This is a genomic window from Streptomyces sp. NPDC046349 (assembly GCF_055587885.1).
The window spans coordinates 201,240-227,704 of sequence record NZ_JBVJFK010000013.1 but is presented as its reverse complement, the minus strand read 5'-3'; the positions used below and the strand labels follow the sequence as shown (position 1 = coordinate 227,704).

General features: G+C 71.6%; 18 protein-coding genes and 1 pseudogene. 15 read left to right on the top strand and 4 right to left on the bottom strand.

The genetic code is table 11. The features are described 5' to 3' along the window. Window positions 1-4: 4 nt before the first annotated feature. The gene (locus tag ACZ6JS_RS28765; RefSeq protein WP_469302174.1) at window positions 5-172 is read right to left on the bottom strand and encodes a gliding motility protein; all 168 of its coding nucleotides are present in this window, start codon (window positions 170-172) and stop codon (window positions 5-7) included. A 217-nt stretch (window positions 173-389) separates the two neighbouring features. On the opposite strand from ACZ6JS_RS28765, the gene miaA reads away from it, so the two are divergent. The 6 genes from miaA (at window position 390) to hflX (ending at window position 8,710) form a co-directional block, all read left to right on the top strand. Continuing rightward, on the top strand, window positions 390-1,328 hold the full coding sequence (miaA, locus tag ACZ6JS_RS28760) for a tRNA (adenosine(37)-N6)-dimethylallyltransferase MiaA (RefSeq protein ID WP_469302173.1): 939 nt from the start codon (window positions 390-392) through the stop codon (window positions 1,326-1,328). 132 nt (window positions 1,329-1,460) lie between these two features. Then, on the top strand, window positions 1,461-1,973 hold the full coding sequence (locus tag ACZ6JS_RS28755; protein WP_469302239.1) for a hypothetical protein: 513 nt from the start codon (window positions 1,461-1,463) through the stop codon (window positions 1,971-1,973). 103 nt (window positions 1,974-2,076) lie between these two features. After that, window positions 2,077-2,952: a diaminopimelate epimerase gene (gene dapF, locus ACZ6JS_RS28750; RefSeq protein WP_469302171.1), complete on the top strand. Its 876-nt coding sequence runs from the start codon at window positions 2,077-2,079 to the stop codon at window positions 2,950-2,952. Window positions 2,953-3,092: 140 nt separating this feature from the next. Continuing rightward, window positions 3,093-5,174 carry a RelA/SpoT family protein gene (locus ACZ6JS_RS28745; protein ID WP_469302170.1) on the top strand — a complete coding sequence of 694 codons (2,082 nt, stop codon included), beginning with the start codon at window positions 3,093-3,095 and terminating at the stop codon, window positions 5,172-5,174. Window positions 5,175-5,493: 319 nt separating this feature from the next. Next, window positions 5,494-7,071, top strand: a complete 1,578-nt coding sequence (locus ACZ6JS_RS28740; RefSeq protein WP_469302168.1) for a M1 family metallopeptidase — start codon at window positions 5,494-5,496, stop codon at window positions 7,069-7,071. A gap of 133 nt (window positions 7,072-7,204) precedes the next feature. After that, window positions 7,205-8,710 carry a GTPase HflX gene (gene hflX, locus ACZ6JS_RS28735; RefSeq protein WP_469302167.1) on the top strand — a complete coding sequence of 502 codons (1,506 nt, stop codon included), beginning with the start codon at window positions 7,205-7,207 and terminating at the stop codon, window positions 8,708-8,710. Between the two features lie 159 nt (window positions 8,711-8,869). On the opposite strand, the gene ACZ6JS_RS28730 is transcribed toward hflX, so the two are convergent. After that, a complete protein-coding gene (locus ACZ6JS_RS28730) occupies window positions 8,870-10,039 on the bottom strand; it encodes a trypsin-like serine peptidase (RefSeq protein ID WP_469302165.1) in 1,170 nt (389 codons plus the stop codon). Between the two features lie 234 nt (window positions 10,040-10,273). On the opposite strand from ACZ6JS_RS28730, the gene ACZ6JS_RS28725 reads away from it, so the two are divergent. From ACZ6JS_RS28725 to ACZ6JS_RS28705, 5 genes and pseudogenes are all read left to right on the top strand, one after another. Then, window positions 10,274-11,656 (top strand): diaminobutyrate--2-oxoglutarate transaminase family protein, encoded by a 1,383-nt coding sequence (locus ACZ6JS_RS28725; protein WP_469302163.1) that lies wholly within the window; start codon window positions 10,274-10,276, stop codon window positions 11,654-11,656. 507 nt (window positions 11,657-12,163) lie between these two features. Next, window positions 12,164-14,125: an IucA/IucC family protein gene (locus tag ACZ6JS_RS28720; RefSeq protein WP_469302237.1), complete on the top strand. Its 1,962-nt coding sequence runs from the start codon at window positions 12,164-12,166 to the stop codon at window positions 14,123-14,125. A gap of 32 nt (window positions 14,126-14,157) precedes the next feature. Next, window positions 14,158-14,865 (top strand): GNAT family N-acetyltransferase, encoded by a 708-nt coding sequence (locus ACZ6JS_RS28715; protein WP_469302162.1) that lies wholly within the window; start codon window positions 14,158-14,160, stop codon window positions 14,863-14,865. A gap of 98 nt (window positions 14,866-14,963) precedes the next feature. Continuing rightward, window positions 14,964-16,809: pseudogene (locus ACZ6JS_RS28710) on the top strand (IucA/IucC family protein). Window positions 16,810-16,863: 54 nt separating this feature from the next. After that, the gene (locus tag ACZ6JS_RS28705; protein WP_469302160.1) at window positions 16,864-18,834 is read left to right on the top strand and encodes an ATP-dependent DNA helicase; all 1,971 of its coding nucleotides are present in this window, start codon (window positions 16,864-16,866) and stop codon (window positions 18,832-18,834) included. A gap of 76 nt (window positions 18,835-18,910) precedes the next feature. Here the strand turns inward: ACZ6JS_RS28705 and lexA are convergent, their stop codons facing one another. Further along, entirely contained in the window at window positions 18,911-19,705 is a 795-nt protein-coding gene (lexA, locus tag ACZ6JS_RS28700) for a transcriptional repressor LexA (protein WP_030838117.1), read from the bottom strand. Window positions 19,706-20,174: 469 nt separating this feature from the next. Here lexA and nrdR point away from each other — a divergent pair, with 469 nt between their 5' ends. Together nrdR and ACZ6JS_RS28690 are read left to right on the top strand one after the other, a co-directional pair. Then, window positions 20,175-20,687 carry a transcriptional regulator NrdR gene (gene nrdR / locus ACZ6JS_RS28695; protein ID WP_030838121.1) on the top strand — a complete coding sequence of 171 codons (513 nt, stop codon included), beginning with the start codon at window positions 20,175-20,177 and terminating at the stop codon, window positions 20,685-20,687. Between the two features lie 145 nt (window positions 20,688-20,832). Beyond that, window positions 20,833-23,724: a vitamin B12-dependent ribonucleotide reductase gene (locus ACZ6JS_RS28690; RefSeq protein WP_469302159.1), complete on the top strand. Its 2,892-nt coding sequence runs from the start codon at window positions 20,833-20,835 to the stop codon at window positions 23,722-23,724. A 120-nt stretch (window positions 23,725-23,844) separates the two neighbouring features. On the opposite strand, the gene ACZ6JS_RS28685 is transcribed toward ACZ6JS_RS28690, so the two are convergent. Then, window positions 23,845-24,804 carry a DUF1152 domain-containing protein gene (locus ACZ6JS_RS28685; RefSeq protein WP_469302158.1) on the bottom strand — a complete coding sequence of 320 codons (960 nt, stop codon included), beginning with the start codon at window positions 24,802-24,804 and terminating at the stop codon, window positions 23,845-23,847. Window positions 24,805-24,898: 94 nt separating this feature from the next. Here ACZ6JS_RS28685 and ACZ6JS_RS28680 point away from each other — a divergent pair, with 94 nt between their 5' ends. Both ACZ6JS_RS28680 and ACZ6JS_RS28675 read left to right on the top strand, forming a co-directional pair. After that, on the top strand, window positions 24,899-25,759 hold the full coding sequence (locus ACZ6JS_RS28680) for an arylamine N-acetyltransferase family protein (protein WP_469302157.1): 861 nt from the start codon (window positions 24,899-24,901) through the stop codon (window positions 25,757-25,759). A gap of 32 nt (window positions 25,760-25,791) precedes the next feature. Beyond that, on the top strand, window positions 25,792-26,397 hold the full coding sequence (locus ACZ6JS_RS28675) for a YdbC family protein (RefSeq protein ID WP_469302156.1): 606 nt from the start codon (window positions 25,792-25,794) through the stop codon (window positions 26,395-26,397). Window positions 26,398-26,465: the final 68 nt, after the last annotated feature.

The window sequence follows — 26,465 nt, the reverse complement described above, 5'->3', positions numbered from 1 at the left end:
TTCGCTACGTACGGGCGCCCTCGCCGGTCTCGCTGTCCGCGGCCACCTCCGCCGACTGCTGCTTCGGAATCTCCACGGCTTCCGCCGGCTCGCTCTCCGCCGCAGCAGGCTCGGCCCCCTCGGCCGCACCGGACTCCGCCGCCGGAGCCGCGGCCGCGACCTCCTCGGTCACGACCTCTTCCTTACGGCGAAAAAACCGACCAAAAACGCCCATGTCTACTCCCGTAACGTTACGCGTGCGAGTGAAGTTCCGCGGTGACCGAACCGGCCTGCGCCGGGCGTGCCCACGGCGCGCGCCGGGCCGGAACCTCGCCAGGGCAACGACCCCGCTCCCACCCCGTCACGTAGCTCGATCGGGTACATGCCCAGGCGTTTGCGAGACTGGGGCAGTGAGGAAAGCAGCCCCCGCCCCGCGGGTCATCGCCGTCGTCGGTCCCACCGCGGCAGGAAAGTCCGACCTGGGCGTAGCCCTGGCCCGCCGGTTCGACGGCGAAGTCGTCAACGCCGACTCCATGCAGCTGTACCGGGGGATGGACATCGGCACCGCCAAGCTGACGACCGAGGAGCGCGGCGGTGTCCCGCACCACCTCCTCGACATCTGGGACGTCACCGACACCGCCAACGTCGCCGAGTACCAGCGGCTGGCCCGTCTGGAGATCGACAAACTGCTCGCCGAGGGCCGCACGCCCGTCCTCGTCGGCGGATCCGGCCTGTACGTCCGGGCCGCCCTGGACGTCATGGAGTTCCCCGGCACCGACCCCGAGGTCCGCGCCCGGCTCGAGGAGGAGGTCACGCTGCGCGGCCCCGGCGCCCTGCACGCCCGCCTCGCCGCCGCCGACCCGGAGGCCGCCCGGGCCATCCTGCCCAGCAACGGCCGGCGCATCGTCCGCGCGCTGGAGGTCATCGAGATCACCGGCAAGCCGTTCACCGCGAACCTGCCGGGCCACGAGTCCGTCTACGACACCGTCCAGATCGGCGTCGACGTGGCCCGGCCCGAGCTCGACGAGCGGATCGCCCTGCGCGTCGACCGGATGTGGGAGGACGGGCTGGTCGACGAGGTCCGCGCCCTGGAGGCCCGCGGGCTGCGCGACGGGATCACCGCCTCCAGGGCGCTGGGCTACCAGCAGGTGCTGACCGCGCTCGCCGGCGAGTGCACCGAGGACGAGGCCCGGGCGGAAACGGTCCGGGCGACCAAGCGGTTCGCCCGCCGTCAGGACTCCTGGTTCCGCCGTGATCCGCGCGTCCACTGGCTCAGCGGGGCCGCCGCCGACCGGGCGGAACTCCCCGGACTTGCCGAGTCGTTGGTCGAACGAGCGGTTACAGCCTGATCACGTGATGGCATCGGGACGCCCCGCGCGCCCGTAGCGGGGCTGAGGGCGTGCCATCATCAAACTCCAGCGGGTGCGATCACCTGCGATGCATGGCGGCGTACTGAGTCCGAGTGGGGAGGGCGCGTGGCGATGGAGGCCGGCCCTCGCGACACCGGGCGGGACGACACCCGGCGGGAAGCGGACCCGATGCTTCTCGGCGGGACGGACGGGCCCGCGGGCCTCGGCCTGCCCGCCGACCCCGATCGGCTGACCCCCGACGGCCCGGACGCCCCGGACACCGCCGAGGCCGAGGCTGCCGGCGGGCCCGCGTTCGAGGTCGAACTGCGACCGCAGCGACGCCTGCGCGTCTGGCAGATCGCCCCCATCGTGATGCTCGCCGCGGCCGGCTCGCTGATGTTCGCCTTCCCCCTCGCCTTCGAGTTCGGCGACGGCGGAGCCGTGGTCGCCATGCTCGGCTTCCTCATCAGCTGCTGCGCCGGAGGGTGGGGGATGATGGCCGCCCGGCGGGTCGGCTACACCTGGCCCGGCCTTCCGGCCAGGGGGAGCGGCCGCCGCCCGGACTGGCGCATGGTCGCGCTGTACGCCGTCGTCGCACTGGTCGTCGTAGGCCTCGCCGTGTACCGGGTCGCCCGGCTCCGCTGACCGCCCCGGCGCCCGTGACGGCCCCGGACGCTCGACTCTGTCGCCGGGTGATCGCCGCCGGGCCGCCCGGCGCCTCTGAGCAGGGCCTCGGTACGATGGGCGGGTGACGCAGACCACCCTCTCCTTCCTCAAGGGCCACGGCACCGAGAACGACTTCGTGATCGTCCCGGACCCGGACAACTCCATCGAGCTGCCCGCGTCCGCCGTCGCGAAGCTCTGCGACCGGCGCGCCGGCATCGGCGGCGACGGGGTTCTCCACGTCGTCCGGTCCGCCGCGCACCCCGAGGCGGCGCACCTAGCCGACGAGGCGGAGTGGTTCATGGACTACCGCAACAGCGACGGCTCCGTCGCCGAGATGTGCGGCAACGGCGTGCGCGTCTTCGCCCGCTACCTGCAGTACGCCGGCCACGTCGAGCCGGGGGACCTGGCCGTCGCCACGCGCGGCGGCGTCAAGCGCGTGCACCTCGACAAGGGCGGCGACGTCACCGTCTCCATGGGCCGTGCCGCGTTTCCCGAGGGCGAGGTCACCGTCAGCGTCGGATCGCGCAGCTGGCCGGCGCGCAACGTGAACATGGGGAACCCGCACGCGGTCGCGTTCGTCGAAAGCCTGGACGACGCAGGGAACCTGTTCACCGCCCCGCCGTTCAGCCCGGCGTCCGCCTACCCGACGGGTGTCAATGTCGAGTTCGTCGTCGACCGCGGCCCCCGGCACGTCGCCATGCGCGTCCACGAGCGCGGCTCCGGCGAGACCCGCTCCTGCGGCACCGGCGCCTGCGCCGTCGCCGTGGCCGCCATCCGGCGCGACGGCGCGGACCCCGCCGCCACCGGCGAACCGGCCACGTACACCGTGGACCTCCCCGGCGGAACGCTCGTCATCACCGAACACCCCGACGGCCGGATCGACATGACCGGACCGGCCGTCATCGTGGCCGCCGGTGAGTTCGACGCGGCCTGGCTCACCGAAACGGCTTTCTCCTGAAGCTTCCCTCTAATGGGTGATCCGTTTCACGCTGTGCCAGAGGTGGACTGCGCCACGTGGTGGGGTCGGTAACATCAGGCACCGGCCCTGAGGGCTCACCCCATGCCCGCCACCGCCGGTCGAAGCCGCCGGAGGTGCCCATGAGTGCAGAGGCCACGAACCCCGAAGCACACCCCGAAGCGCGCCCTGAGCTCCGCAGACGGGGCCGGAGCAGGCTAGATCTGCGCCGGCTCGGGCGCGCTGCGCTCCTCGGGCCGACCTCCCGGGACCGGCTCCCGGACGCGATCGGCCACGTCGCAGAGGCCCACCGCGCCCACCATCCGGACGCCGATATGTCCATTCTGCGCCGCGCCTATCTCCTCGCGGAGAGCTCCCACCGCGGCCAGATGCGAAAAAGTGGTGAGCCGTACATCACACATCCGCTCGCCGTTACCCTGATCCTCGCCGAACTCGGCGCCGAGACAACCACCTTGACGGCCTCTCTGCTCCACGACACCGTCGAGGACACCGACGTGACCCTCGATCAGGTCCGCGCCGAGTTCGGCGACGAGGTCTGCTTCATCGTCGACGGCGTCACCAAGGTAGAGAAGATCGACTACGGTGCCGCCGCCGAACCGGAGACCTTCCGCAAGATGCTCGTCGCCACCGGCAACGACGTCCGCGTCATGTCGATCAAACTCGCCGACCGGCTGCACAACATGCGCACCCTGGGCGTGATGCGCCCCGAGAAACAGGCCCGCATCGCCAAGGTCACGCGCGACGTCCTGATCCCGCTGGCCGAGCGGCTCGGCGTACAGGCCCTCAAGACCGAACTGGAAGACCTCGTCTTCGCGATCCTGCACCCCGAGGAGTACGAGAGCACCCGCGCCCTCATCGCGGCCCACGCAGGCGAACGCGACCCGCTGCCCGGCATCGCCGACTCCGTACGGACCGTCCTGCGAGAAGCGGGCATCGGCGCCGAAGTGCAGGTCCGGCCGCGGCACTTCGTCTCCGTCCACCGGATCACCCGCACACGTGGAGAGCTGCGCGGCTCCGACTTCGGCCGCATCCTCATCCTCGTCGGCGAGAACGCCGACTGCTACGCCGCCCTCGGAGAGCTGCACACCTGCTTCACCCCGGTCGTCTCGGAGTTCAAGGACTTCATCGCCACCCCGAAGTTCAACCTCTACCAGTCCCTCCACACCGCCGTGGCCACGCCCGAGGGGTACGTGGCCGAGGTCATCGTGCGCACCCGGCAGATGCACCGCGTCGCCGAGGCCGGCGTGGTCGCGCTCGGCAACCCGTACGCCACCGCGACACCCGACGCCGCCACCGACCCGGACGAGGAGCGGGTGGACCCCACACGCCCGGGCTGGCTGTCCAGGCTGCTCGACTGGCAGCAGTCGGCCCCCGACCCCGACACCTTCTGGACCGTGCTCCGCGCCGAGCTGGCGCAGGACCGGGAGATCACCGTGTTCCGGGCCGACGGCGGCACGCTGGGCCTCCCGGCCGGGGCCAGCTGTATCGACGCCGCCTACGCCCAGCACGGCGATGCGGCCCACGGCTGTATCGGCGCCCGCGTGAACGGGCGCCTCACCTCCCTGTCCTCGCCGCTGTCCGACGGGGACACCGTCCAGCTCCTCCTCGCGCAGGACGCCTCCTCCGGACCCTCCGCCGAATGGCTGGACCACGCCCGGACACCCGCCGCCCGCATCGCCATCAGCAGCTGGCTCGAGTCCCATCCCGACCGCGCCATGGCCACGACGACGGCCGCGCGGGCACCGCTGTCGGTCGTCGGGGCCCGGGGCGGCGGGGCCAACGCCGTGGCCGACCTGCCGGACGCCCCCGTCCGGCTGGCCGGCTGCTGCACCCCGGTCCCACCCGACGCCGTCGCCGGCTTCCTGGTCCGCGGTGGTGCCGTCACGGTGCACCGCGTCCAGTGCGCGGCCGTCGCGCAGATGCGCGCCGTGGGCCGCACCTCCGTGGCAGTGCACTGGCGGGCCACGGCGGACTGCCGGGTCACCCTGCTCGCTGAATCGTTCGGCCGCCCGCATCTGCTGGCCGACCTGACCGAGGCCATCGCCCGCGAGGGCGTCGAGGTGGTCTCCGCAACCGTCGAACCCCCGGTCGAGGGACGGGTCCGGCACACCTACACCCTCCAGCTGCCCGAAGCAGCCGGGCTCCCCGCGCTGATGCGCGCCATGCGGGACGTGCCGGGCGTCTACGACGTCAGCCGGGCGTAGGGGCGTCACGCCGGTCACGCCGGGCTCCCGGGGGCCGGCCGCTGATCAGCCGGACGCCTCCCAAGGGCCTTTCTTCCGGATCCCGCCGGGCTCGCGACGCCCGGCACCGCACCGCGCCTCGCCCCGTTGTCGTCGGTCGCCGATGCTCCGCAGGGACCTCCTCCTCCGCCTTGCGATCCACGGCACCAGGCGCCGCTCCCTGATCCGGCCTGATCCGAAAGAAGGACCCTAGGCCGGTGCGGCGCCGGAAGGTCCCGTTCGGGTGGATCCGTCGCGCGCCGTGCGCGGCTCCGCGGCCGGCGCTGGTAAGCGGTGGTGGATGCAGCTCTCCTCCCCCCGCCTGCGCGCCGCCCTGCTCGCCGCGGCCTCCCTCACCCTCGTCGCCGCCGTACTGCCCCCGCCGAAGCCCCTGGGCATCGGCGACAGGCTCTTCCCCGAACTCGGCAACCCCGGCTACGACGTGCTCGCGTACGACCTGTCCTTCACGTACAAGGACAACCTGACCCCGCTCGACGCGGTCACCGTCATCGACGCCCGGGCACTGGAGCCGCTTGAGCGCATCAACCTGGACTTCACCCACGGCAAGGTGGCGTCCGCCGAGGTCAACGGGGAGCCCGTGCGGTTCGAGAGCGTCGGGGAGGACCTCGTGCTGACCCCGCCGCGCGCCGTGGCGGAAGGTGGCGCGCTGCGCATCACGGTCCGGCACACCAGCGACCCCCGCGGCCGTGGGGACGGCGGCTGGGTACCCACCGAGGACGGTCTGGCCATGGCCAACCAGGCGGACGCCGCCCACCGCGTGTTCCCCTGCAACGACCACCCCGCCGACAAGGCCCTCTTCACCTTCCGGATCACCGCCCCCGCCGCGCTCACGGCCGTCGCCAACGGGCTCCAGGCGGCACCTGCCCGCCGCACCGGCCCCTCCACGACATGGACCTACCGGACCCGGCACCCGATGGCCACCGAGCTGGCCCAGGTCTCGGTGGGCCGCTCCGCCGTCGTGCACGGGACCGGACCGCACGGGCTGCCCCTGCGCGACGTGGTGCCCGCCGCCGACCGGCAGCGGCTCGACCCCTGGCTGAAGAAGACCGCCGGCCACATCGCGTGGATGGAGGAGCGCGTCGGCCGCTACCCCTTCGAGAACTACGGCGTGCTGATCGCGCGGGCGACGACCGGCTTCGAGCTGGAGACGCAGACCCTCTCGCTCTTCGAGAGCAGCCTGTTCTCCGGCGATGGCTACCCCGAGTGGTACGTCGAGGCGGTGATGGTCCACGAGCTCGCCCACCAGTGGTTCGGCGACAGCGTCAGCCCGCGCACCTGGTCCGACCTGTGGCTCAACGAAGGACACGCCACCTGGTACGAGGCCCTGTACGCCGACGACCTCGGCAAGTACTCCCTGGAGCGGCGCATGCGCGAGGCGTACCAGCGCTCCGACCAGTGGCGGGCGGCGGGAGGCCCTCCGGCCGCCCCGAAGGCGGCCGCGCCCGGCGAGAAGATCGGGCTGTTCCGGCCGGTGGTCTACGACGGCGCGGCGCTGATCCTTTACGCGCTGCGGCAGGAGATCGGTGCCCCGGCCTTCGAGCGGATCGAACGGCGCTGGGTGACGCAGTACCGGGACGGGATCGCGGGCACAGCCGACTTCGTCCGCCTGGCCTCGCAGGAAGCGGGCCGCGACCTCGGACCCTTCCTGGAGCCGTGGCTGTACGGGGCGAAGACCCCGCCGATGCCGGGGCACCCGGAGTGGAGCGCCCCGGCGGCCGACCGGTCCACGCCGGGCAAGGCCGCGCCGAGCAAGGGTGCGCCAAGCAAGGGTGCGCCGGACAAGGCCGCGCCCGGCAAGCCGGCGGCGGGCGAGGCGTCGGCCCCGGACAAGGCCGGGCCCGGCGGGAAAAGCGTGTGACCGCCGAGGAACGGGCATGTCACCATCGACGGGGCCGTTCGGGGAATCCCCGGGCGGTGTGACACGTTGGACGTGACAGCTACCGTGTCCCCGCCAGGCGTGACACTGCTATTCGAATCGACGTAAGGATCCAATGACCTCCTCCTCTTCCCCTTCCCAGGACGCGCGGGACGCAAATGACGTGCGGGACTCGCAGAGCTTCACCGAGAGCCTTCGGGCCGATGCCCTGATGGAAGAGGACGTCGCCTGGAGCCACGAGATCGACGGAGACCGGGACGGCGACCAGTTCGACCGCTCCGAGCGCGCGGCCCTGCGCCGCGTGGCCGGCCTCTCCACCGAGCTCGAAGACGTCACCGAGGTCGAGTACCGACAGCTCCGCCTCGAGCGCGTCGTGCTCGTCGGTGTCTGGACCTCCGGCACGGTGCAGGACGCGGAGAACTCCCTCGCGGAGCTCGCCGCCCTGGCCGAGACGGCGGGTGCTCTCGTACTCGACGGCGTGATCCAGCGCCGCGACAAGCCGGACCCCGCCACCTTCATCGGTTCCGGCAAGGCCCGCGAGCTGCGTGACATCGTCATGGAGAGCGGCGCCGACACCGTCGTCTGCGACGGTGAGCTCAGCCCCGGCCAGCTCATCGCCCTCGAAGACGTCGTCAAGGTCAAGGTGGTCGACCGGACGGCCCTGATCCTCGACATCTTCGCCCAGCACGCCAAGTCCCGAGAGGGCAAGGCGCAGGTCGCGCTCGCGCAGATGCAGTACATGCTGCCGCGACTGCGCGGCTGGGGTCAGTCGCTGTCCCGGCAGATGGGTGGCGGCGGCGGTGGCGGCATGGCCACCCGAGGCCCCGGTGAGACCAAGATCGAGACCGACCGGCGACGGATCCGCGAGAAGATGGCCAAGATGCGCCGGGAGATCGCGGAGATGAAGACCGGCCGCGACATCAAGCGGCAGGAACGGCGCCGCAACAAGGTGCCTTCCGTAGCCATTGCCGGCTACACCAACGCCGGCAAGTCCTCGCTGCTCAACCGCCTCACGGGCGCTGGTGTGCTGGTGGAGAACGCCCTGTTCGCCACCCTCGACCCAACCGTGCGCCGGGCCGAGACGCCGAGCGGCCGGGTCTACACCCTGGCCGACACGGTCGGCTTTGTCCGGCACCTGCCCCACCACCTCGTCGAGGCCTTCCGCTCCACGATGGAGGAGGTCGGCGACTCCGACCTGATCCTGCACATCGTCGACGGCTCGCACCCGGCACCGGAGGAGCAGCTGGCGGCGGTGCGCGAGGTGATCCGCGAGGTCGGCGCGGTGAACGTGCCCGAGGTCGTGGTGATCAACAAGGCCGACGCCGCGGACCCCCTCGTCCTGCAGCGGCTGCTGCGGATCGAACGGCACTCCATCGCCGTCTCGGCGCGGACGGGCATGGGCATCGAGGAACTCCTCGCGCTCATCGACTCCGAGCTGCCGCGGCCCGAGGTGGAGGTGGAGGCCATGGTGCCGTACACCCGCGGCTCGCTGGTCGCGAAGGCGCACGCCGAGGGCGAGGTGATCTCCGAGGAGCACACCCCGGAGGGCACCCTCCTCAAGGCGCGCGTCCACCAGGAACTGGCCGCGGACCTCGCGCCGTACGCGCTGGCGAAGCAGTAGCCGCGCCGACACCGGTCGGCCGCCCGCCGGTGACGGCACGGCAGCCTTGAGGGTCTGACGACCGAGGGCCCCCTGCGGTGCAGGGGGCCCTCGGTCGTTCGCTCCCGCTCCCGCTCCCGGGCCGGGGCCTGGGCCTTGGCCGGGGTTTCGGGGCGCGGGCTACTTGAACTTGGCGCTGACGGCGTCGAAGATGCCCTTCGCCTCCGGGCCCAGCCGCGGTCCGGCCAGCCAGCCGGCCTTGGCCGGGCCGATCGAGGTGTTCGACACCAGCGCGGGCTTGCCGTTGGCGCCCAGCGCGACCCAGCCACCGCCGGAGGCGCCGCCCGTCATGGTGCAGCCGATGCGGTACATCACCGGCTCGTTCGCCTTCAGAGTCAGCCGTCCCGGCCTGTCCGTGCACTGGAAGGCCTTCTGACCGTCGAACGGAGCCGCCGCGGGGTAGCCCGTTGCCGTGATGCTCGCGACCTTCGGCACGGCGGGCGCGGCGAACTCCACCGGAAGCGCCGAACCGACCGTCTCCTCGAGAGACTTGCCGCTGCCCTTCTCCGGCGTCACGTGCAGCACGGCGAAGTCGTAGGGAGCACCGGCGCCGCCGGTCGGACCGCCGGTCGCGATCCACTGGTCGGAGGTCTGGGCCCAGTCGCTCCACCACACGCCGTACGGGGCCACCTGCTGGCGCGGCGCGCCCTTGAGCTGCGCTGAGGGCTTGCCCGCGTTGTTGTAGGAGGGGACGAAGGCTATGTTGCGGTACCAGCCGCCCGCCTTGCCCGCGTGAACGCAGTGACCCGCGGTCCAGACCAGGTTCGACTTGCCGGGGTGCGCGGGGTCCTTCACCACGGTCGCCGAGCAGACCATCGAGCCCTCGGGACCGTCGAAGAAGACCTTGCCGGACTCCGGAATGCTCCCGTGATAAGGCGCGTTGGCCGGCTTCGCCGCCACCGGCGCCGGGGTCGGGTCGGTGACGCCCTGGTCCTTGCCCGCATCCGGGTCGACCGCCGGGCGCTGAGGCTGCTCGGCGTCGCGCATGCGGTCCGGGTCCCAGAGGTCCTCGATGATCGGGTTGATGTAGTCGCCCGCCTCGCGGAGCCAGTCCTCCTGCTTCCAGTTCTTCCACTCACCCCCTTTCCACTTCTCCACGTCGATGCCGCGTTCCCTGAGCTTCTCCTTGAGCTGGTCCGGGATCTTGATCCCGTCCGTGTTCGGCAGGCTCGCCGCCACGGTCGGCTTGGCGTCGCCGCCGGCCTCCCCGTCGCCGGGGCCGCAGGCGGCGGCGGTCAGCACGAGGGCGGCCGCGCACAGCGTCGCGGTGACCGGTCGGTTCGGTCGCATGTCGTTCGTCCCCCTGGAGGATCGAGGCGTGGAGTGGAGCACCCCACTATGCCGCTGCCGCCTTGGACGACGCAGCCCGGGTCGGCGGTTCCTTTTGCTCACTTCTTGACAAGGATCTTGGGCCCACCCGTGATCCGCCGCCGTCACCGTCGTTGGTACGTACGGGGGATGGGGGGAGCGTCGGTGTTCGAAGGGCAATCCGTCGGTGCAGTCAGTGCGGGAGGAGCGACGTTCGTGGCTTTCACGGAGCCGGCCGGGGCGGCGGCCGCGACGCAGACCCCGTCGCAGGCGAACCCCCAAGTCCCGCCGCAGGGCGGCCGAGCAGCAGGCCATGACGGCATCCTGCGCAGGCAGGCGCAGCGGGAGTCCGCCGCCCGGACCTACGCCCGCTCCCTGCCCATCGTCCCGGTGCGGGCCCGCGGGCTGACCATCGAAGGCGCCGACGGCCGCCGTTACCTCGACTGCCTCTCCGGAGCCGGCACCCTCGCGCTCGGACACAACCACCCGGTGGTGCTGGAAGCCGTCCGCGGCGTCCTGGATTCGGGTGCGCCCCTTCACGTGCTGGACCTCGCGACACCCGTCAAGGACGCCTTCACCACTGAGCTGTTCGCCAACCTGCCGCCGACGCTGGCCGCCGACGCGCGGATCCAGTTCTGCGGGCCCGCCGGCACGGACGCGGTGGAAGCCGCACTCAAACTGGTCCGCACCGCGACCGGGCGCTGCGGACTGCTCGCCTTCACCGGGGCCTACCACGGTATGACCGCCGGCGCCCTGGACGCCTCGGGGGGTGCTCCCGGAGTTCGGGTGACCAGGCTTCCGTACCCCCAGGACTTTCGCTGCCCCTTCGGCGTCGGGGGCACCGAGGGCGCCGAACTCGCCGCCCGCTGGACGGAGAACCTCCTCGACGACCCCAAGGGCGGGGTCCCCCAGCCCGCAGGCCTGATCGTCGAACCGGTCCAGGGCGAGGGCGGGGTCAACCCCGCCCCGGACGGCTGGCTGCGCCGCATGCGCGAGATCACCGCGTCCCGGGGGATCCCCCTCATCGCCGACGAGGTCCAGACGGGAGTCGGCAGGACCGGAGCCTTCTGGGGCGTCGACCATGCCGGAGTGGTGCCCGACGTGATGGTCCTCTCCAAGGCAATCGGCGGCAGCCTGCCCCTCGCGGTGATCGTGTACCGGTCGGGCCTGGACGTATGGACTCCCGGCGCCCACGCCGGCACTTTCCGAGGCAACCAGCTCGCCATGGCCGCCGGTACCGCCACGCTCGCCTTCGTCCGCGAGAACCGGCTCGCGGAACGCGCCGCCGTGCTCGGCGATCGGATGCTGGCCGCCCTGCGCGGCCTGGCCTCCGGCCACCCCTGCATCGGGGACGTCCGGGGCCGCGGCCTCATGATCGGCCTCGAACTCGTCGACCCCGACACCGGGGCCGCCGCGCCGGCCCTCGCCGCGGCCGTCCGCCAGGAGTGCCTCGAACGCGGTCTGATCGTCGAACTCGGCGGCCGCCACGGCGCCGTGGTCCGTCTGCTCCCACCGCTGACCCTGACCGACGAGCAGGCCTCGGCGGTCCTCGACCGCCTGGCCGACGCCATCCCGGCCGCCGCCCGCCGGATCCGCTGACCCGCACCCCGAGGACACGCGATGCCAGACCCGCACCAGTCCACCCCGACCACCCCTGTCACCCCGACCGCACCGCTGCGCTCCACCCCCGACACGCCGACTTCCGCCGCCTTCCTGCCCACAACCGCCGAGGACGGGCCGGCGCGCCCGCAGCCAGTGCCCGACCCGGCCTGCACGGCGCCGCCGCGCCCCGAGCCCGAAGCGGCCAGCCCGGTACGGCCGTCACCGGTGCCCGAGCCCGCACCCCTGGCGGCCGCCGAACCCGCCCCGGACCCTGCTCCGCCGCAGCGGCCCCCCACGCCCGCACCGCCCACCGGCGCGTCGGCATCGCCCGCCGGCACCACGCCCTGGCGCGCGGAGCAGCCCCAGGCCACCGATCCGGCGCCGGGGGAGGCCGAACCGCAGGCCTCCCCGGTCGAACCGCTGGTCTCCTCGGCCGAGGCGCAGGCCTCCCCGGTCGAGGCGCAGGCCTCCCCGGTCGAGGCGCAGGCCTCCTCCGCTGGACCGCTGGTCTCCTCGGCCGAGGCGCAGGCCTCCTCCACCGCCAGCGCCCCCACCGAAGGGAGCACCGCCGAGCACCCGCTGCCCCCGCAGGCCACCCCCGGCGGGCCGTCCCCGCAGCCGACCGCAGCCGCCGCCGGGGCGGGCGCCACGGTGCCCCGTCAGAAAGACGGCACGCCCAGAGCCCGCACCGGCCTGCCGGGCTTCATCCGACCTCGGCCGACCGCCGGACCCGACCCCCTGGACCACCCCGACCCGGCCGTCGCCGCCGAGGCCGCGGCGGTCGAGAACCTGCTCCGGTGCTGGGTCCGCGAATCCGGACTCCACCGCCCCGACGGCCCCGCCGGGAGCCCCCTGCGCATCCCCCTTCCCGCATCCGGCACCGCCGTGCTCGTCGCTGTCCGCCACTGGTCCCACGCCGGCTGGCACCGCTTCGGCCCGGCCCGCCTCGAAGGCACCCCTGCCACCGCGCCGTGCCTGGACGCCGTCACCCTCGCCGCGCTCATCGCCCGCGAGGGCCCGAGCGACGGCCGCGGCAGCGCCGACCTGGTCGGCCGGGTCGCCGACTCGGTTCGCCGCACCACCGAGTTCATCGCCGACCGGCGCGAGCGCCCCACCGCCCCGGCCCCCGCCTGCGCGGACCGCTTCCTCACCGCCGAACAGTCACTCCTCCTCGGCCACCCCCTCCAGCCCGACCCGAAGAGCCGCGAAGGACTCTCCGAGACCGAGGCCCGCCGCTACTCACCCGAACTCCACGGCTCCTTCCCCCTGCACTGGTTCGCGGTCGCCCCCTCCGCGCTCGCCACCGAATCCGCCTGGACCGAACGCGGCCGCCCCGTCTCCGCACCACAACTCCTCGGCCGGCTCGCCCCCGGACTTCCACTGCCCGACGGCACCACCCCCCTCCCCCTGCACCCCTGGCAGGCCCGCGACCTCCTCCAACGCCCCTCCGTCACGGCCCTGCGCGACGCCGGACTCCTGCACGACCTGGGCCCGCACGGAGAGGACTGGTACCCGACCTCCTCCGTCCGCACCGTCCACCGCCCGGGCGCCCCCGCGATGCTGAAGCTCTCCCTGGGCCTGCGCATCACCAACTCCCGCCGCGAGAACCTCCGCAAGGAACTCCACCGAGGCGTCGAGGTCCACCGACTGCTCCGCACCGGCCTCACCGAGCAGTGGCAGGCAGCCCACCCCGGCTTCGACATCGTCCGCGACCCTGCATGGGTAGCCGTGGACGCCCTAGACGGCACCCCCGTCCCCGGCCTCGACGCCCTGCTCCGTCACAACCCCTTCCGCTCGGGCGACGACGCCGTGTGCATCGCCGCGCTCACCTCTCTCCGTCCCTGGCCCGGTCGGACCACCATGAGCTCCCGCCTCGCCGAAATCGTCGCCGGGCTCGCCTCTGCCACCGGACACAGCACCTCGGCCGTCGCCGCCGAGTGGTTCCTGCGCTACCTCGACCACGTGGTCCTGCCGGTCCTCGCCTTCGACGCCCTCGCCGGCATCGCCCTCGAAGCGCACCAGCAGAACACCCTGGTCCTCCTCGACCCGGTCGGCTGGCCGACCGGCGGCCGATACCGCGACAACCAGGGCTACTACTTCCGCGAATCCCGCCGTGCCGAACTGGAGCAACGGCTCCCGGGAATCGGCGGCCGAAGCGACACCTTCGTCTCCGACTCCGTCACCGACGAACGCTTCGCCTACTACCTCGGCATCAACAACGTGCTCGGCCTGATCGGTGCCTTCGGGTCCCAGCGCCTCGCCGACGAACGCGTCCTGCTCGCCGCCTTCCGCCGCTTCCTCGCCAAGGCCGCGAGCCTCGGCCCGCTCCCCACCCGGCTGCTCGACTCGCCCACCCTGCGCTGCAAGGCGAACCTGCTCACCCGGCTGGGCGGCCTCGACGAACTCGTCGGCCCTGTCGACACCCAGTCCGTCTACGTCACCATCACCAACCCCCTTCACGATTGACGCGTCGCCGCCCGACGCGGAGGAGAGCCCCGATGCGCCTCACGGACACCGCCGCCGATTCCGCCGGACCCGGTCTGTACGCCCCTGACGCCGTCTACGCCCTCGGCGCCGTCCGGCACACCGCCACACGGCGCCTCAACGCCGACCTGCTGCCCCTGCTCGCCGAGGCCGACCTGCTCGATTCACCAGCCACCTGGGGCACCGTCACCACCCGGGCCGGAGCCTTCCGACTGGAACCCGTCCGGCCGGGCCGAGACCTGGAACTCCTCACCGGCTGGATGAACGACCCCGAGGTGGCCGCCTACTGGGAGCTCGCCGGCCCCGCCGCCGTCACCGCGGCGCACCTGCGGTCCCAACTCGACGGCGACGGCCGGAGCATCCCCTGCCTCGGCCTCCTCGACGGCGCAGCGATGAGCTACTGGGAGATCTACCGGGCCGACCTCGACCCGCTCTCCCGCCATTACCCGGCTCGCCCCCACGACACGGGTATCCACCTGCTCATCGGAGACGGAACGAACCGCGGCCGCGGGCTGGGCACGGCCCTGCTCCGCGCCGTCGCCGACCTGGTCCTCGGCAACCGCCCCCGCTGCACACGCGTGATCGCGGAACCGGACATCCGCAACACCCCCTCCGTATCGGCCTTCCTCAGCTCAGGCTTCCGCTGCCATGCGGAAATCGACCTCCCCGAGAAGCGCGCCGCCCTGATGGTCCGGGAGCGGGCGCTGCGCAATCTCCTCTGATCGCCGTCCCGCACGTCCCGACCGTCGCGGTCGCTTCGCACCTCTCCCTTCGAAAACTCTGCGTCGCGCAGCAAAGTTCCCGATCTTCGAGGAGTACCGTGCCGAACTCCCCAGCCGCCCCCGACCCGGCGGAGCCGGGCCTGCCGCCGTCGCCCCAGCACCCCTGCACACCACCCGAGCTCACGCTCCCGACGTGGGAGACCGCCGCGCGCCGGCTCCTCGCCAAGATGCTCGCCGAATTCGCCTACGAGGAGATCATCCGCCCCGTTCCCGCCCCGGCCGCCGCCGGCGACGCCTGGACCCTGACCCTCGACGACGGCAGCAGCCTCGGCTTCCGGGCCCGTCGTCGTTCGTACGGCAGCTGGCACGTCGCACCGGACACCATCACCCTCACACCGCTGCCGCCCGGACCGGCGGGCCCGGTCTCCTTCGGCGACCCGTACGCCTTCCTCGTCCGCGCCCGTACTCTCCTCGGGCTTGACGGAGCCACCCTCGGCCACCTCGTCCGCGAGCTCAGTGCGACCCTCGCCGCGGATGCACGGATCGACCACACCTCCCTCACCGCGGACGTCCTCGCCGACCTCGACTACGCGGCTCTCGAAGGCCACCAGACCGGCCACCCCTGGCTCGTCCTCAACAAGGGCCGCATCGGACTCTCCTCCTCCGACACCGCGGCATGGGCCCCCGAGGCCCGCAACCGCCAGCGCCTGCCCTGGCTCGCCGCCCACACCTCGCTCGCCACCTACCGCGGCACCGCCGGCCTGGAGGACCCCGCCAGGCTCTACTCCGACGAGCTCGACCCGGTCACCCGCGAGGCCTTCGACCAGACCCTCCGCGACCGCGGCCTCGACCCGCTCCGCTACCTCTTCTTCCCCGTGCACCCCTGGCAGTGGGACGAGGTCGTCCTCCCGCTCTTCGCCCCGGCACTCGCCTCCGGCGCCCTCGTCCCCCTCCCCGCCGACCCGGACGTCCGTCTGCCCCAGCAGTCGATCCGCACGTTCCTCAACCTCAGCCGTCCCGACCGGCACAGCGTCAAGCTCCCGCTCTCCGTCTTCAACACCATGGTCTGGCGCGGCCTGCCCTCCGACCTGGCCCTCGCGGCCCCCACCGTCACCGCCTGGATCCACTCCCTCCGCGACGCGGACCCCTTCCTGCGGGACGAGTGCCGGGTGATCCTGCTCGGCGAGGTCGCCTCCGTCACCGTCCGCCACCCTGTGTACGACCGCCTCCCCGAGGTCCCGTACCAGTACAAGGAGCTCCTCGGCGCGATCTGGCGCGAGCCCCTCACCGGCCTGCTCGCGGCGGGGGAGCGGGCCCGTACGCTCGCCTCACTGCTCCACACCGACCCCCGCGGCCGGCCCTTCACCGCCGAGCTCGTCGCCCGCTCCGGCCTGCCCCCGGCCGCCTGGCTGCAGCGGCTCTTCGCCGCCGTGCTGCCCCCGCTGCTCCACTTCCTCTACCGCTACGGCACCGTCTTCTCCCCGCACGGCGAGAACGCCGTCGTGATCTTCGACGAACGGGACGTCCCGGTACGGCTCGCGATCAAGGACTTCGTGGACGACGTCAATATCAGCGACGAGCCGCTGCCCGAGCTGGCCTCCGTGCCCGACGAGGTACGGGCCGTCCTGCTCACCGAGCCCGCCGACTACCTGCCGCAGTTCATCCATTCCGGACTGTTCATCGGAGTCTTCCGCTATCTGTCGGCCCTGTGCGATGACCGCCTCGGCGTCCCCGAGGGTGACTTCTGGTCGCTCGCAAGGGCCGAGATTTTGCGTCACCAGGCTCGCTTTCCCGAACTGAAGGACCGCTATGAGCTCTTCGACCTGCTCGGCGAGGCTGTGTCTGAACAGGAACCGGCTGTACGAGGACGGCTACCGCGATCGCCCCGACCGCCCGCACGCCGTTCAGCACGGAACCGTGCCCAATCCCCTCCACCGGCCATGAATCCCCGTCGGTGTGCGCCCTCTGTCAGCGGGGCACCGTAGGGTTGGCAGTGCTATGACGAAGCCCTCCCTCCCCGACCTGCTGCACGCCGCCGTCTCCGCCGTCGGCGGCACGGAGCGCCCCGGCCAGGTGGCCATGGCCGAAGCCGTCGCCGAAGCGATCGACGACAACTCCCACCGGCTCATCCAGGCGGGTACCGGCACCGGAAAGTCCCTCGGCTACCTGGTGCCCGCCCTCGCCCACGGCGAGCGCGTGGTCGTGGCCACCGCGACCCTCGCACTCCAGCGGCAGCTCGTCGAGCGTGACCTGCCGCGGACGGTGGACGCACTGCATCCGCAGCTACGCCGCCGCCCGCAGTTCGCCATGCTCAAGGGCCGGTCGAACTACCTGTGCCTGCACCGCCTGCACGAAGGTGCTCCGCAGGACGAGGAGGACGGCCTCTTCGACCAGTTCGAGGCGGCCGCGCCCACCAGCAAGCTCGGCCAGGACCTGCTGCGTCTGCGCGACTGGGCCGACGAGACGGAGACCGGCGACCGCGACGACCTGACACCGGGCGTGTCGGACAAGGCCTGGTCGCAGATCTCGGTCTCCTCCCGCGAGTGCCTGGGCGCGACGAAATGCGCTTACGGAGCCGAGTGCTTCGCCGAGGCCGCACGCGAGCGCGCCAAGCTCGCGGACGTGGTCGTCACCAACCACGCGCTGCTCGCCATCGACGCCATCGAGGGGGCGCCGGTGCTGCCGCAGCACGAGGTGCTGATCGTGGACGAGGCCCACGAACTGGTCTCCCGAGTGACCGGGGTCGCCACCGGCGAACTCACGCCCGGCCAGGTCAACCGGGCTGTGAAGCGCTCCGCCAAGCTCGTCGACGAGAAGATCGCGGACGCTCTGCAGACCGCATCCGAGTCCTTCGAGCGCGTCATGGAGCTGGCCCTGCCGGGCCGCCTGGAGCAGATTCCCGAGGACCTCGGCTACGCCCTGATGTCCCTGCGGGACGCCGCGCGCAATGTGATCTCGGCGATCGGAGCCACACGCGACAAGTCCGTCCACGACGAGGACGCGGTCCGAAAGCAGGCCCTGGCGGCGGTGGAGAGCATCCATGCGGTGGCGGAGCGGATCACGAACGGCTCCGAGTACGACGTCGTCTGGTACGAGCGCCACGACCGTTTCGGCGCGACCCTCCGGGTCGCCCCGCTGTCGGTGTCCGGCCTGCTGCGCGAGAAGCTCTTCGAGGACCGTTCGGTGGTCCTGACCTCGGCCACCCTGAAGATCGGCGGCGACTTCAACGGCGTCGCCGCGTCCCTGGGACTGTCCCCGGAGGGCGTCGAGGGCGACGACGCGCCGCTGTGGAAGGGCCTGGATGTCGGCTCCCCCTTCGACTACCCGAAGCAGGGCATCCTCTACGTGGCCAAGCACCTGGCCACACCCGGCCGTGAAGGCACCCGCGGCGACATGATGGACGAGCTCGCCGAGCTGATCGAGGCGGCGGGCGGTCGCACCCTCGGGCTGTTCTCCTCCATGCGCGGCGCCAAGGCGGCCGCCGAGGAGCTGCGCGGCCGGCTCGACAACCCGATCCTGCTCCAGGGCGAGGAGACGCTCGGCGAGCTCATCAAGAACTTTGCGGCCGACCCGAAGACCTGCCTGTTCGGGACGCTGTCGCTGTGGCAGGGCGTGGACGTACCCGGCCCCAGCTGCCAACTCGTGGTCATGGACCGGATCCCCTTCCCGCGTCCCGACGACCCGCTGATGAGCGCCCGCCAGAAGTCGGTGGAGGAACACGGCGGGAACGGCTTCATGGCCGTCGCCGCCACGCACGCCGCCCTGCTGATGGCCCAGGGCGCGGGCCGGCTCGTCCGGGCCTCGGGCGACCGGGGTGTCGTCGCCGTCCTGGACCCCCGTCTGGCCACGGCCCGGTACGGGAGCTTCCTGCGGGCCACACTGCCGGACTTCTGGTACACGACCGACCGCAACCAGGTCCGCCGCTCGCTCGCCGCGATCGACGCGACGGCCCGGGCCGACGGCCGGTAGGGACAGAGAGACAAGACAAAACAACCCCCGGGACCGGCGCAGTGGGTCCCGGGGGCTGGCTAGGGAGCGGCGGGGGTCAGACCCGGCGCAGGACCGCGACGACCTTGCCGAGAATGGTCGCCTCATCGCCGGGGATCGGCTGGTAGGCGGCGTTGTGCGGGAGGAGCCAGACATGACCGTCCTCGCGCTTGAAGCGCTTGACGGTGGCCTCGCCGTCCAGCATCGCGGCGACGATGTCGCCGTTCTCCGCGACGGGCTGGCGGCGGACCGTGACCCAGTCGCCGTCGCAGATGGCGGCCTCGATCATCGAGTCACCGACGACCTTGAGGACGAAGAGCTCACCGTCGCCGACGAGCTGGCGGGGGAGCGGGAACACGTCCTCGACCGACTCCTCGGCGAGGATCGGGCCACCGGCCGCAATCCGGCCGACAAGGGGAACGTAGGAGGCGGCGGGCTTGCCGGTGGTGTCCGTGGGCTGCGAGCTGGGCTGGTCCGAGCCGCGCACCTCGTAGGCCCGGGGGCGGTGCGGATCACGACGCAGGAAGCCCTTGCGCTCCAGGGCCATCAGCTGGTGTGCCACCGACGACGTGCTGGACAGGCCGACCGCCTGGCCGATCTCCCGCATCGACGGAGGGTAGCCCCGGCGCTGCACGGAGTCGCGAATGACCTCGATGACCCTGCGCTGCCGGTCCGTGAGCCCGGAGCTGTCCGCGCGGATGCCTGGAGGTCGACCTGGCAGCGAGCGTGCGGGGCGCACTGCGGCGTCCGCGTCCGGGTTCAGGTTTGCGTCGTTCATGGCATGCACCGGCTCGAGTCGGTTCTGGGAGCGGTTCTGGGCAGTGATGGCGGCACTGTCTGCGGTGGTGGTCACGTCGGCCCCTCTCGAAATGTTCTCCCTAGCTGGACAACGGTAGTTGCTTTCGAAAGGTTGCGCCAAACACACGTTCGAGTGAAAAATCGCAGATCGCCCTGCGTGGGTAAAACGCGGGGTGTATAGGCGATCGGATCAGCGAACGCGGGTTCGGCTCGGCCTCCGCTGCTTACGGTACCCTTCCCGGTCGGGTAGCCGCCGTTCGGCCCTGCGTCCAGTCTGGCACCGCCGGCCCTCGTATCCGGCTATCGGACGCTGCGACACGCAGAGGTATTCAAATCCACCGCAACCCAAGATCTAGTGGTTGGATGAGCGCGGCCTCCCAGAAGTTGTGGTCCCTGGGTCCTCTGAGGCTCCTGGGATCGCATATGCTGGTGGCTGCTCCGCGAGCCCCCGACAGAGCCCGTTTCCGTCGTTGAGGGGCCCTGTGGGGTGATTCAGTCGTGCCGAGAAGGAGGGTGAGGGAACCATGCACTGCCCCTTCTGCAGGCACCCCGACAGCCGCGTCGTCGACAGTCGCACCACGGACGACGGCACGTCGATCCGCCGGCGCCGTCAGTGCCCCGACTGCTCCCGTCGTTTCACGACGGTGGAGACGGCCTCGCTGATGGTGATCAAGCGCAGCGGGGTGACCGAACCCTTCAGCCGCACCAAGGTCATCTCGGGCGTGCGCAAGGCGTGCCAGGGGCGGCCGGTCACCGAGGACGCCCTCGCCAAGCTCGGCCAGCGGGTCGAGGAGGCGGTGCGCGCCACCGGAAGCGCCGAGCTGACCACCCACGACGTGGGTCTGGCCATACTCGGCCCTCTGCAGGAGCTCGACCTGGTCGCGTACCTGCGGTTCGCGTCCGTCTACAAAGCGTTCGACACCCTCGAAGACTTCGAGACCGCCATCGCGGAACTGCGCGAGCCGCGGCCTCACCCCGAAGAGTGCGAGCACGGCGGGACCGCTCCGGTCCCCGTGCCCGCCTCCGCCGCCGACTGACCGGGCTGCCCGGGTCCCGGTGGTCGCACACCGGGGCGCGGCCGGTCGGCCGTGCGAAGAGACGTAGATACAGAGACACAGCACTGTGCCGCGGAATATCGCTGGCACTTTAGGGCGTTTTTGCCCGCATATGGGAGGCAGCGGCATGACAGAGACGGCGAGCAGCTCGGCACGTGGTTCCCGCGCCAAGGGGACCAAGGCTGCCAAGGGCGGCCTGCGTATCGAGCGCATCCACACCACCCCCGGCGTACACCCTTACGACGAGGTGAACTGGGAGCGCCGTGACGTCGTCATGACCAACTGGCGCGACGGCTCGGTCAATTTCGAGCAGCGCGGCGTCGAGTTCCCCGACTTCTGGTCGGTGAACGCGGTCAACATCGTCACCAGCAAGTACTTCCGCGGCGCGGTCGGCACCCCGCAGCGCGAGACCGGTCTGAAGCAGCTGATCGACCGGATCGTGAAGACGTACACGAAGGCCGGCGAGGACCACGACTACTTCTCGTCGCCCGCCGACGTGGAGATCTTCGAGCACGAGCTGACCTACGCCCTCCTGCACCAGATCTTCAGCTTCAACTCCCCGGTGTGGTTCAACGTCGGAACGCCCCAGCCGCAGCAGGTCTCCGCCTGCTTCATCCTGGCCGTCGACGACTCCATGGAGTCGATCCTCGACTGGTACAAGGAAGAGGGCATGATCTTCAAGGGCGGCTCCGGCGCCGGCCTGAACCTCTCCCGCATCCGCTCCTCCAAGGAACTCCTCTCCTCCGGCGGCAACGCCTCCGGCCCGGTCTCCTTCATGCGCGGCGCCGACGCGTCCGCCGGAACGATCAAGTCGGGCGGCGCCACCCGCCGCGCGGCCAAGATGGTCGTCCTGGACGTGGACCACCCGGACGTCGAAGCCTTCATCGAGACCAAGGTGAAGGAGGAGGAGAAGATCCGCGCCCTGCGGGACGCGGGCTTCGACATGGACCTGGGCGGCGACGACATCACGTCCGTCCAGTACCAGAACGCCAACAACTCCGTCCGCGTGAACGACGAGTTCATGACGGCCGTCGAGAACGGCACCGAGTTCGGCCTGCGGGCCCGCATGACCGGCGAGGTCATCGAGAAGGTCGACGCCAAGGCGCTCTTCCGCAAGCTCGCCGAGGCCGCGTGGGCCTGCGCCGACCCCGGCATCCAGTACGACGGTGTGATCAACAACTGGCACACCTGCCCGGAGTCCGGCCGCATCACCGCCTCCAACCCCTGCAGCGAGTACATGCACCTGGACAACACGTCCTGCAACCTCGCCTCGCTCAACCTGATGAAGTTCCTGAACGACGACGGCAAGGGCAACCAGTCCTTCGACGCCGTCCGCTTCGCCAAGGTCGTCGAACTCGTCATCACCGCGATGGACATCTCCATCTGCTTCGCGGACTTCCCGACGCAGAAGATCGGCGAGAACACCCGCGCCTTCCGCCAGCTGGGCATCGGCTACGCCAACCTCGGCGCCCTGCTGATGGCCACCGGCCACGCGTACGACTCGGACGGCGGCCGCACCCTCGCCGCCTCGATCACCTCGCTGATGACCGGTACCGCATACAAGCGCTCCGCCGAGCTGGCCGCGATCGTCGGCCCGTACGACGGCTACGCCCGCAACGCCGAGGCGCACAAGCGCGTCATGAAGCAGCACGCCGACGCCAACGCCGTCGCGCCGCGCACCGAGGACCTGGACAACTCGATCTGGGCCGCGGCCACCGAGGCCTGGCAGGACGTCCTGCGCCTCGGCGAGAAGAACGGCTTCCGCAACTCCCAGGCCTCCGTCCTCGCGCCGACCGGCACCATCGGTCTCGCGATGTCCTGCGACACCACCGGTGTCGAGCCGGACCTGGCCCTGGTCAAGTTCAAGAAGCTCGTCGGCGGCGGCTCGATGCAGATCGTCAACGGCACCGTCCCGCAGGCCCTGCGCCGCCTGGGCTACCAGGAGGAGCAGATCGAGGCGATCGTCGCCCACATCGCCGAGCACGGCAATGTCGTCGACGCCCCCGGCCTGAAGACCGAGCACTACGAGGTCTTCGACTGCGCGATGGGCGAGCGCTCCATCTCTCCGATGGGCCACGTCCGCATGATGGCCGCGATCCAGCCCTGGATCTCCGGCGCGATCTCGAAGACGGTGAACATGCCGGAGTCGGCGACCGTGGAGGAGATCGAGGAGATCTACTTCGAGGCGTGGAAGCTCGGCGTCAAGGCGCTCGCGATCTACCGCGACAACTGCAAGGTCGGCCAGCCCCTCTCCGCGAAGAAGAAGGAAGAGGAGAAGGAGGAGGTCACCGCCAAGACGGAGGAGACCATCCGCGCCGCCGTCGAGAAGGTCATCGAGTACCGCCCCGTCCGCAAGCGCCTCCCGAAGGGCCGCCCGGGCATCACCACCTCCTTCACGGTGGGCGGCGCCGAGGGCTACATGACCGCGAACTCCTACCCGGACGACGGCCTGGGCGAGGTCTTCCTGAAGATGTCCAAGCAGGGCTCGACCCTCGCGGGCATGATGGACGCCTTCTCGATCGCCGTCTCGGTCGGCCTGCAGTACGGCGTGCCGCTGGAGACCTACGTCTCGAAGTTCACGAACATGCGCTTCGAGCCGGCCGGCATGACGGACGACCCGGACGTGCGGATGGCGCAGTCGATCGTCGACTACATCTTCCGCCGCCTGGCGCTGGACTTCCTGCCCTTCGAGACCCGCTCGGCCCTCGGCATCCACACCGCCGACGAGCGTCAGCGCCACCTGGAGACCGGCTCCTACGAGCCGCTCGAGGAAGAGCTGGACACCGAGTCCCTGGCCCAGTCGGCCCCGCTCGCCGCGGTGCCGTCGGCCCCGAAGCTGGCCCCGGTCGCCGTCCCGGCCCCGGAGCGGAAGGCCGCCCACAGCAGCGCCGAACTGGTTGAGATGCAGCTCGGTGTCTCCGCGGACGCCCCGCTCTGCTTCTCCTGCGGTACGAAGATGCAGCGCGCCGGCTCCTGCTACATCTGCGAGGGCTGCGGCTCCACCAGCGGCTGCAGCTGACCGTAAGCCCGCAGCGGGCGTGAATCAGCTGTTCGGATGGGGTGTCGGCGGTTACGCCGACACCCCATCGTGCGTTGTCGGAAGGACCCGGTTTCGTCCCGCCGACGTCGAGCCCGGGCGTCAGTGGGGGATGCGGCGGGCGGGGCGGGTGACGAGGTCCTCGCGGAACTCCGCGATCCGGGAGTGGATCTGGCGCATCAGGTGGGTGTCCTCGATGCGGTCCAGGTAGAGGCAGCGCGCGGCCAGCCCCGGTAGGTCGAAGGCGAAGCACAGGGACATCAGCGGGTTCACGAACAGTTCGCTGCCCTGCGTGCGGGTGGTGAACCGGACGTCACCGAAGGACCCCCGGACCGCCGCGGCGATCGAGCCGTTGACGATGCTGGGCCGCTCCGGCGTGCGCTCCTGGGCGTGGGCCACCGCGTCGAGGAAGAGCGCGCCCTCGCGGGTGGCGCGCGGTATGGAGAACGCGCCGAGGTAGGCGCCCTCGCGCTCCAGCGCGGCGATGTTCTCCAGCACCAGCCCGTGGCTGACCCCGTGGTAGGCGTCCACGCCGAAGCCGACCGACGCCACCAGGCGCTCCGGTACGTCCTCCAGCGCGGCCAGCGCGGCGAGGCTGGCCATGTCCTCCTCGGGGGTGCCGAGGCCCGCTTCGTCACCCCGCATCAGGATGTCGGTGCCGCCGTCGACCAGGACGACAGCGTCGATGCGGTGGAGGTCGATCAGGGCGCGGTAGGCGGCGCGCAGCGGTTGCACCCCGGTCTGCGGGAAGGCGTACACGGTGGAGGGGTAGCCGTGCGTCTCCAGCCACTGGGCCAGTGTCCGCTCGGGAAAGTAGGCCTGGTGGGGTGCGCTCCGCGGGGTGACGGCGGCGGCGTCGGGGGCCGCCCAGTCCTCCGGGGGCAGTCCCGCGAGATGGCTGAAGGAGAGGTTCGCCAAATGGACCTCCTTGCCCTGGTGCATGAGGGAGAGGGCGACGGGCAGTCCGGCGTAGATGTCGAAACCGCCGCCCGCGCCTGCCACGAGGATGCGCTCGGCATCGGCGAGGCGGGCGAAGAGCGGGTTGGTGTGCAAGGCGGTCATGGCGATCATTGTGCGGGGCGCGGGCGTGCCCCTGCCCGGGGTTTCCGGGCCGTGCCATGCCGGTGGGCAGCGGGGGACAGAGGAGATGGGGCTCATGTGGAGCGGTGACCAGCTGGATCTGGACGCCTATCTGGAGCGGATCGGTCTACGGGAAGGTTACGGAGAGGTGGGGGAACTCCGGCCGGACCTCCGCACGTTGTACGCAGTGCACCGGGCCCATACCGCCGCCATTACCTTCGAGAGCCTGGACGTCCTGCTCGGCCGCCCCGTCGCGCTGGACGTCAAGTCGATCGAGGACAAGCTCGTGCACGACCGCCGGGGCGGCTACTGCTACGAGCAGAACTCGCTGCTGGCCGCCGCCCTGGAGCGGATCGGCTTCGAGGTCACCGGGCGCGGTGCCCGCAACCGCACCCGCGGTGACTCCCTCCTGGCCGTGACCCATGCCCTCCTCGTCGTCACGGTCGACGGTGAGGAGTGGCTGTGCGACGCCGGGTTCGGGTACCAGGGCCCCCGCGAGCCGGTTCCGCTGGCGCGCCCCGGCGCCGAGGTGGAGCAGGGGAAGTGGACGTACCGCATCCGCGAGGAGGCGGACGGGGTCCTCGTACTGTGCCTGCTGCGCGGGGAGAACTGGAGGGACCTGTACGCGTTCTCCCCGCAGCGCTACCACCCGGTCGACTACGTCGTGCTCAACCACTACAGCTCCGGTCACCCCCGCTCCTCCTTCGTCGAGCGGGTCATCGTCCAGCGTCCGGGCGGCGACGTCCGCCGTCCGGCCGACGACGTCCGCCGGGCGCTCGTCGGCCGGGAGCTCACCACGCTGCACCCCGACGGGACGGCAGAGCAGCGGCTCGTGAGCCCGCAGGAGCTCCTCACCGTGCTCGACCGGGAGTTCGGTCTTCGGCTGCCTGATCGGGATGCGGAGGAACTGGTGGGGATGTACCTCGCCGAGGACTGACCGGGGCCGTGCCTGGCCCGTACGATGGCGCAGTGCTGGTCAAGTGGATTCGCTGCACGGTGACGGACCGACGCGGGTTCGAGCGGGGGCAGCGAAAATGGGCGGGGCTGCCGGGCGAGCCGGGATTCCGGGGGCAGGGCGGCGGCTGGAGCAGAGGCCGGCAGGGGGTGGCGCATGTCTTCGCGTTCTGGGAGAGCCGGTCCTTCTACGACTCCTTCATGGCGCGTTCGCACGACAGGCTGGCCGCCGCGCAGCACGGTACCTACACCGATCTGCGGGTCACACTCTTCGACCACCGCTTCGACGTGAAGACCGGCTTCGAGCCGCGCTTCACCGATGCCGACGTCGTCCGGGTGGCGCACACCCGCGTCCGGGAGGGCAGGGTCGACCACTTCGCCCTCATGCAGGAGAAGGTGTGGAATCCGGCCATGGCGGGCTCGCCCGGGATGATCCGGGGGCTCTTCGGCGAGGCCCCGGGCCGGGAGTTCCTGGTGCTCTCCATGTGGCACGCCGCCGCCGAGCACGGAAAGTACCGGCAGGAGCGGGTCGAGCGGCTTTCCCTGCGCGCCCAGATCCAGGCGGACGTCGAAGCCCTCGCCGGCGACGTCGTAGACCTCGAACCCTCCTGGACGGTGTGACCGTACGACAGGCGCCAGGCCGACCGGCGTGCCCGGCCGGCCGGCCCGGCCGTGGCCGAATAGGCTCA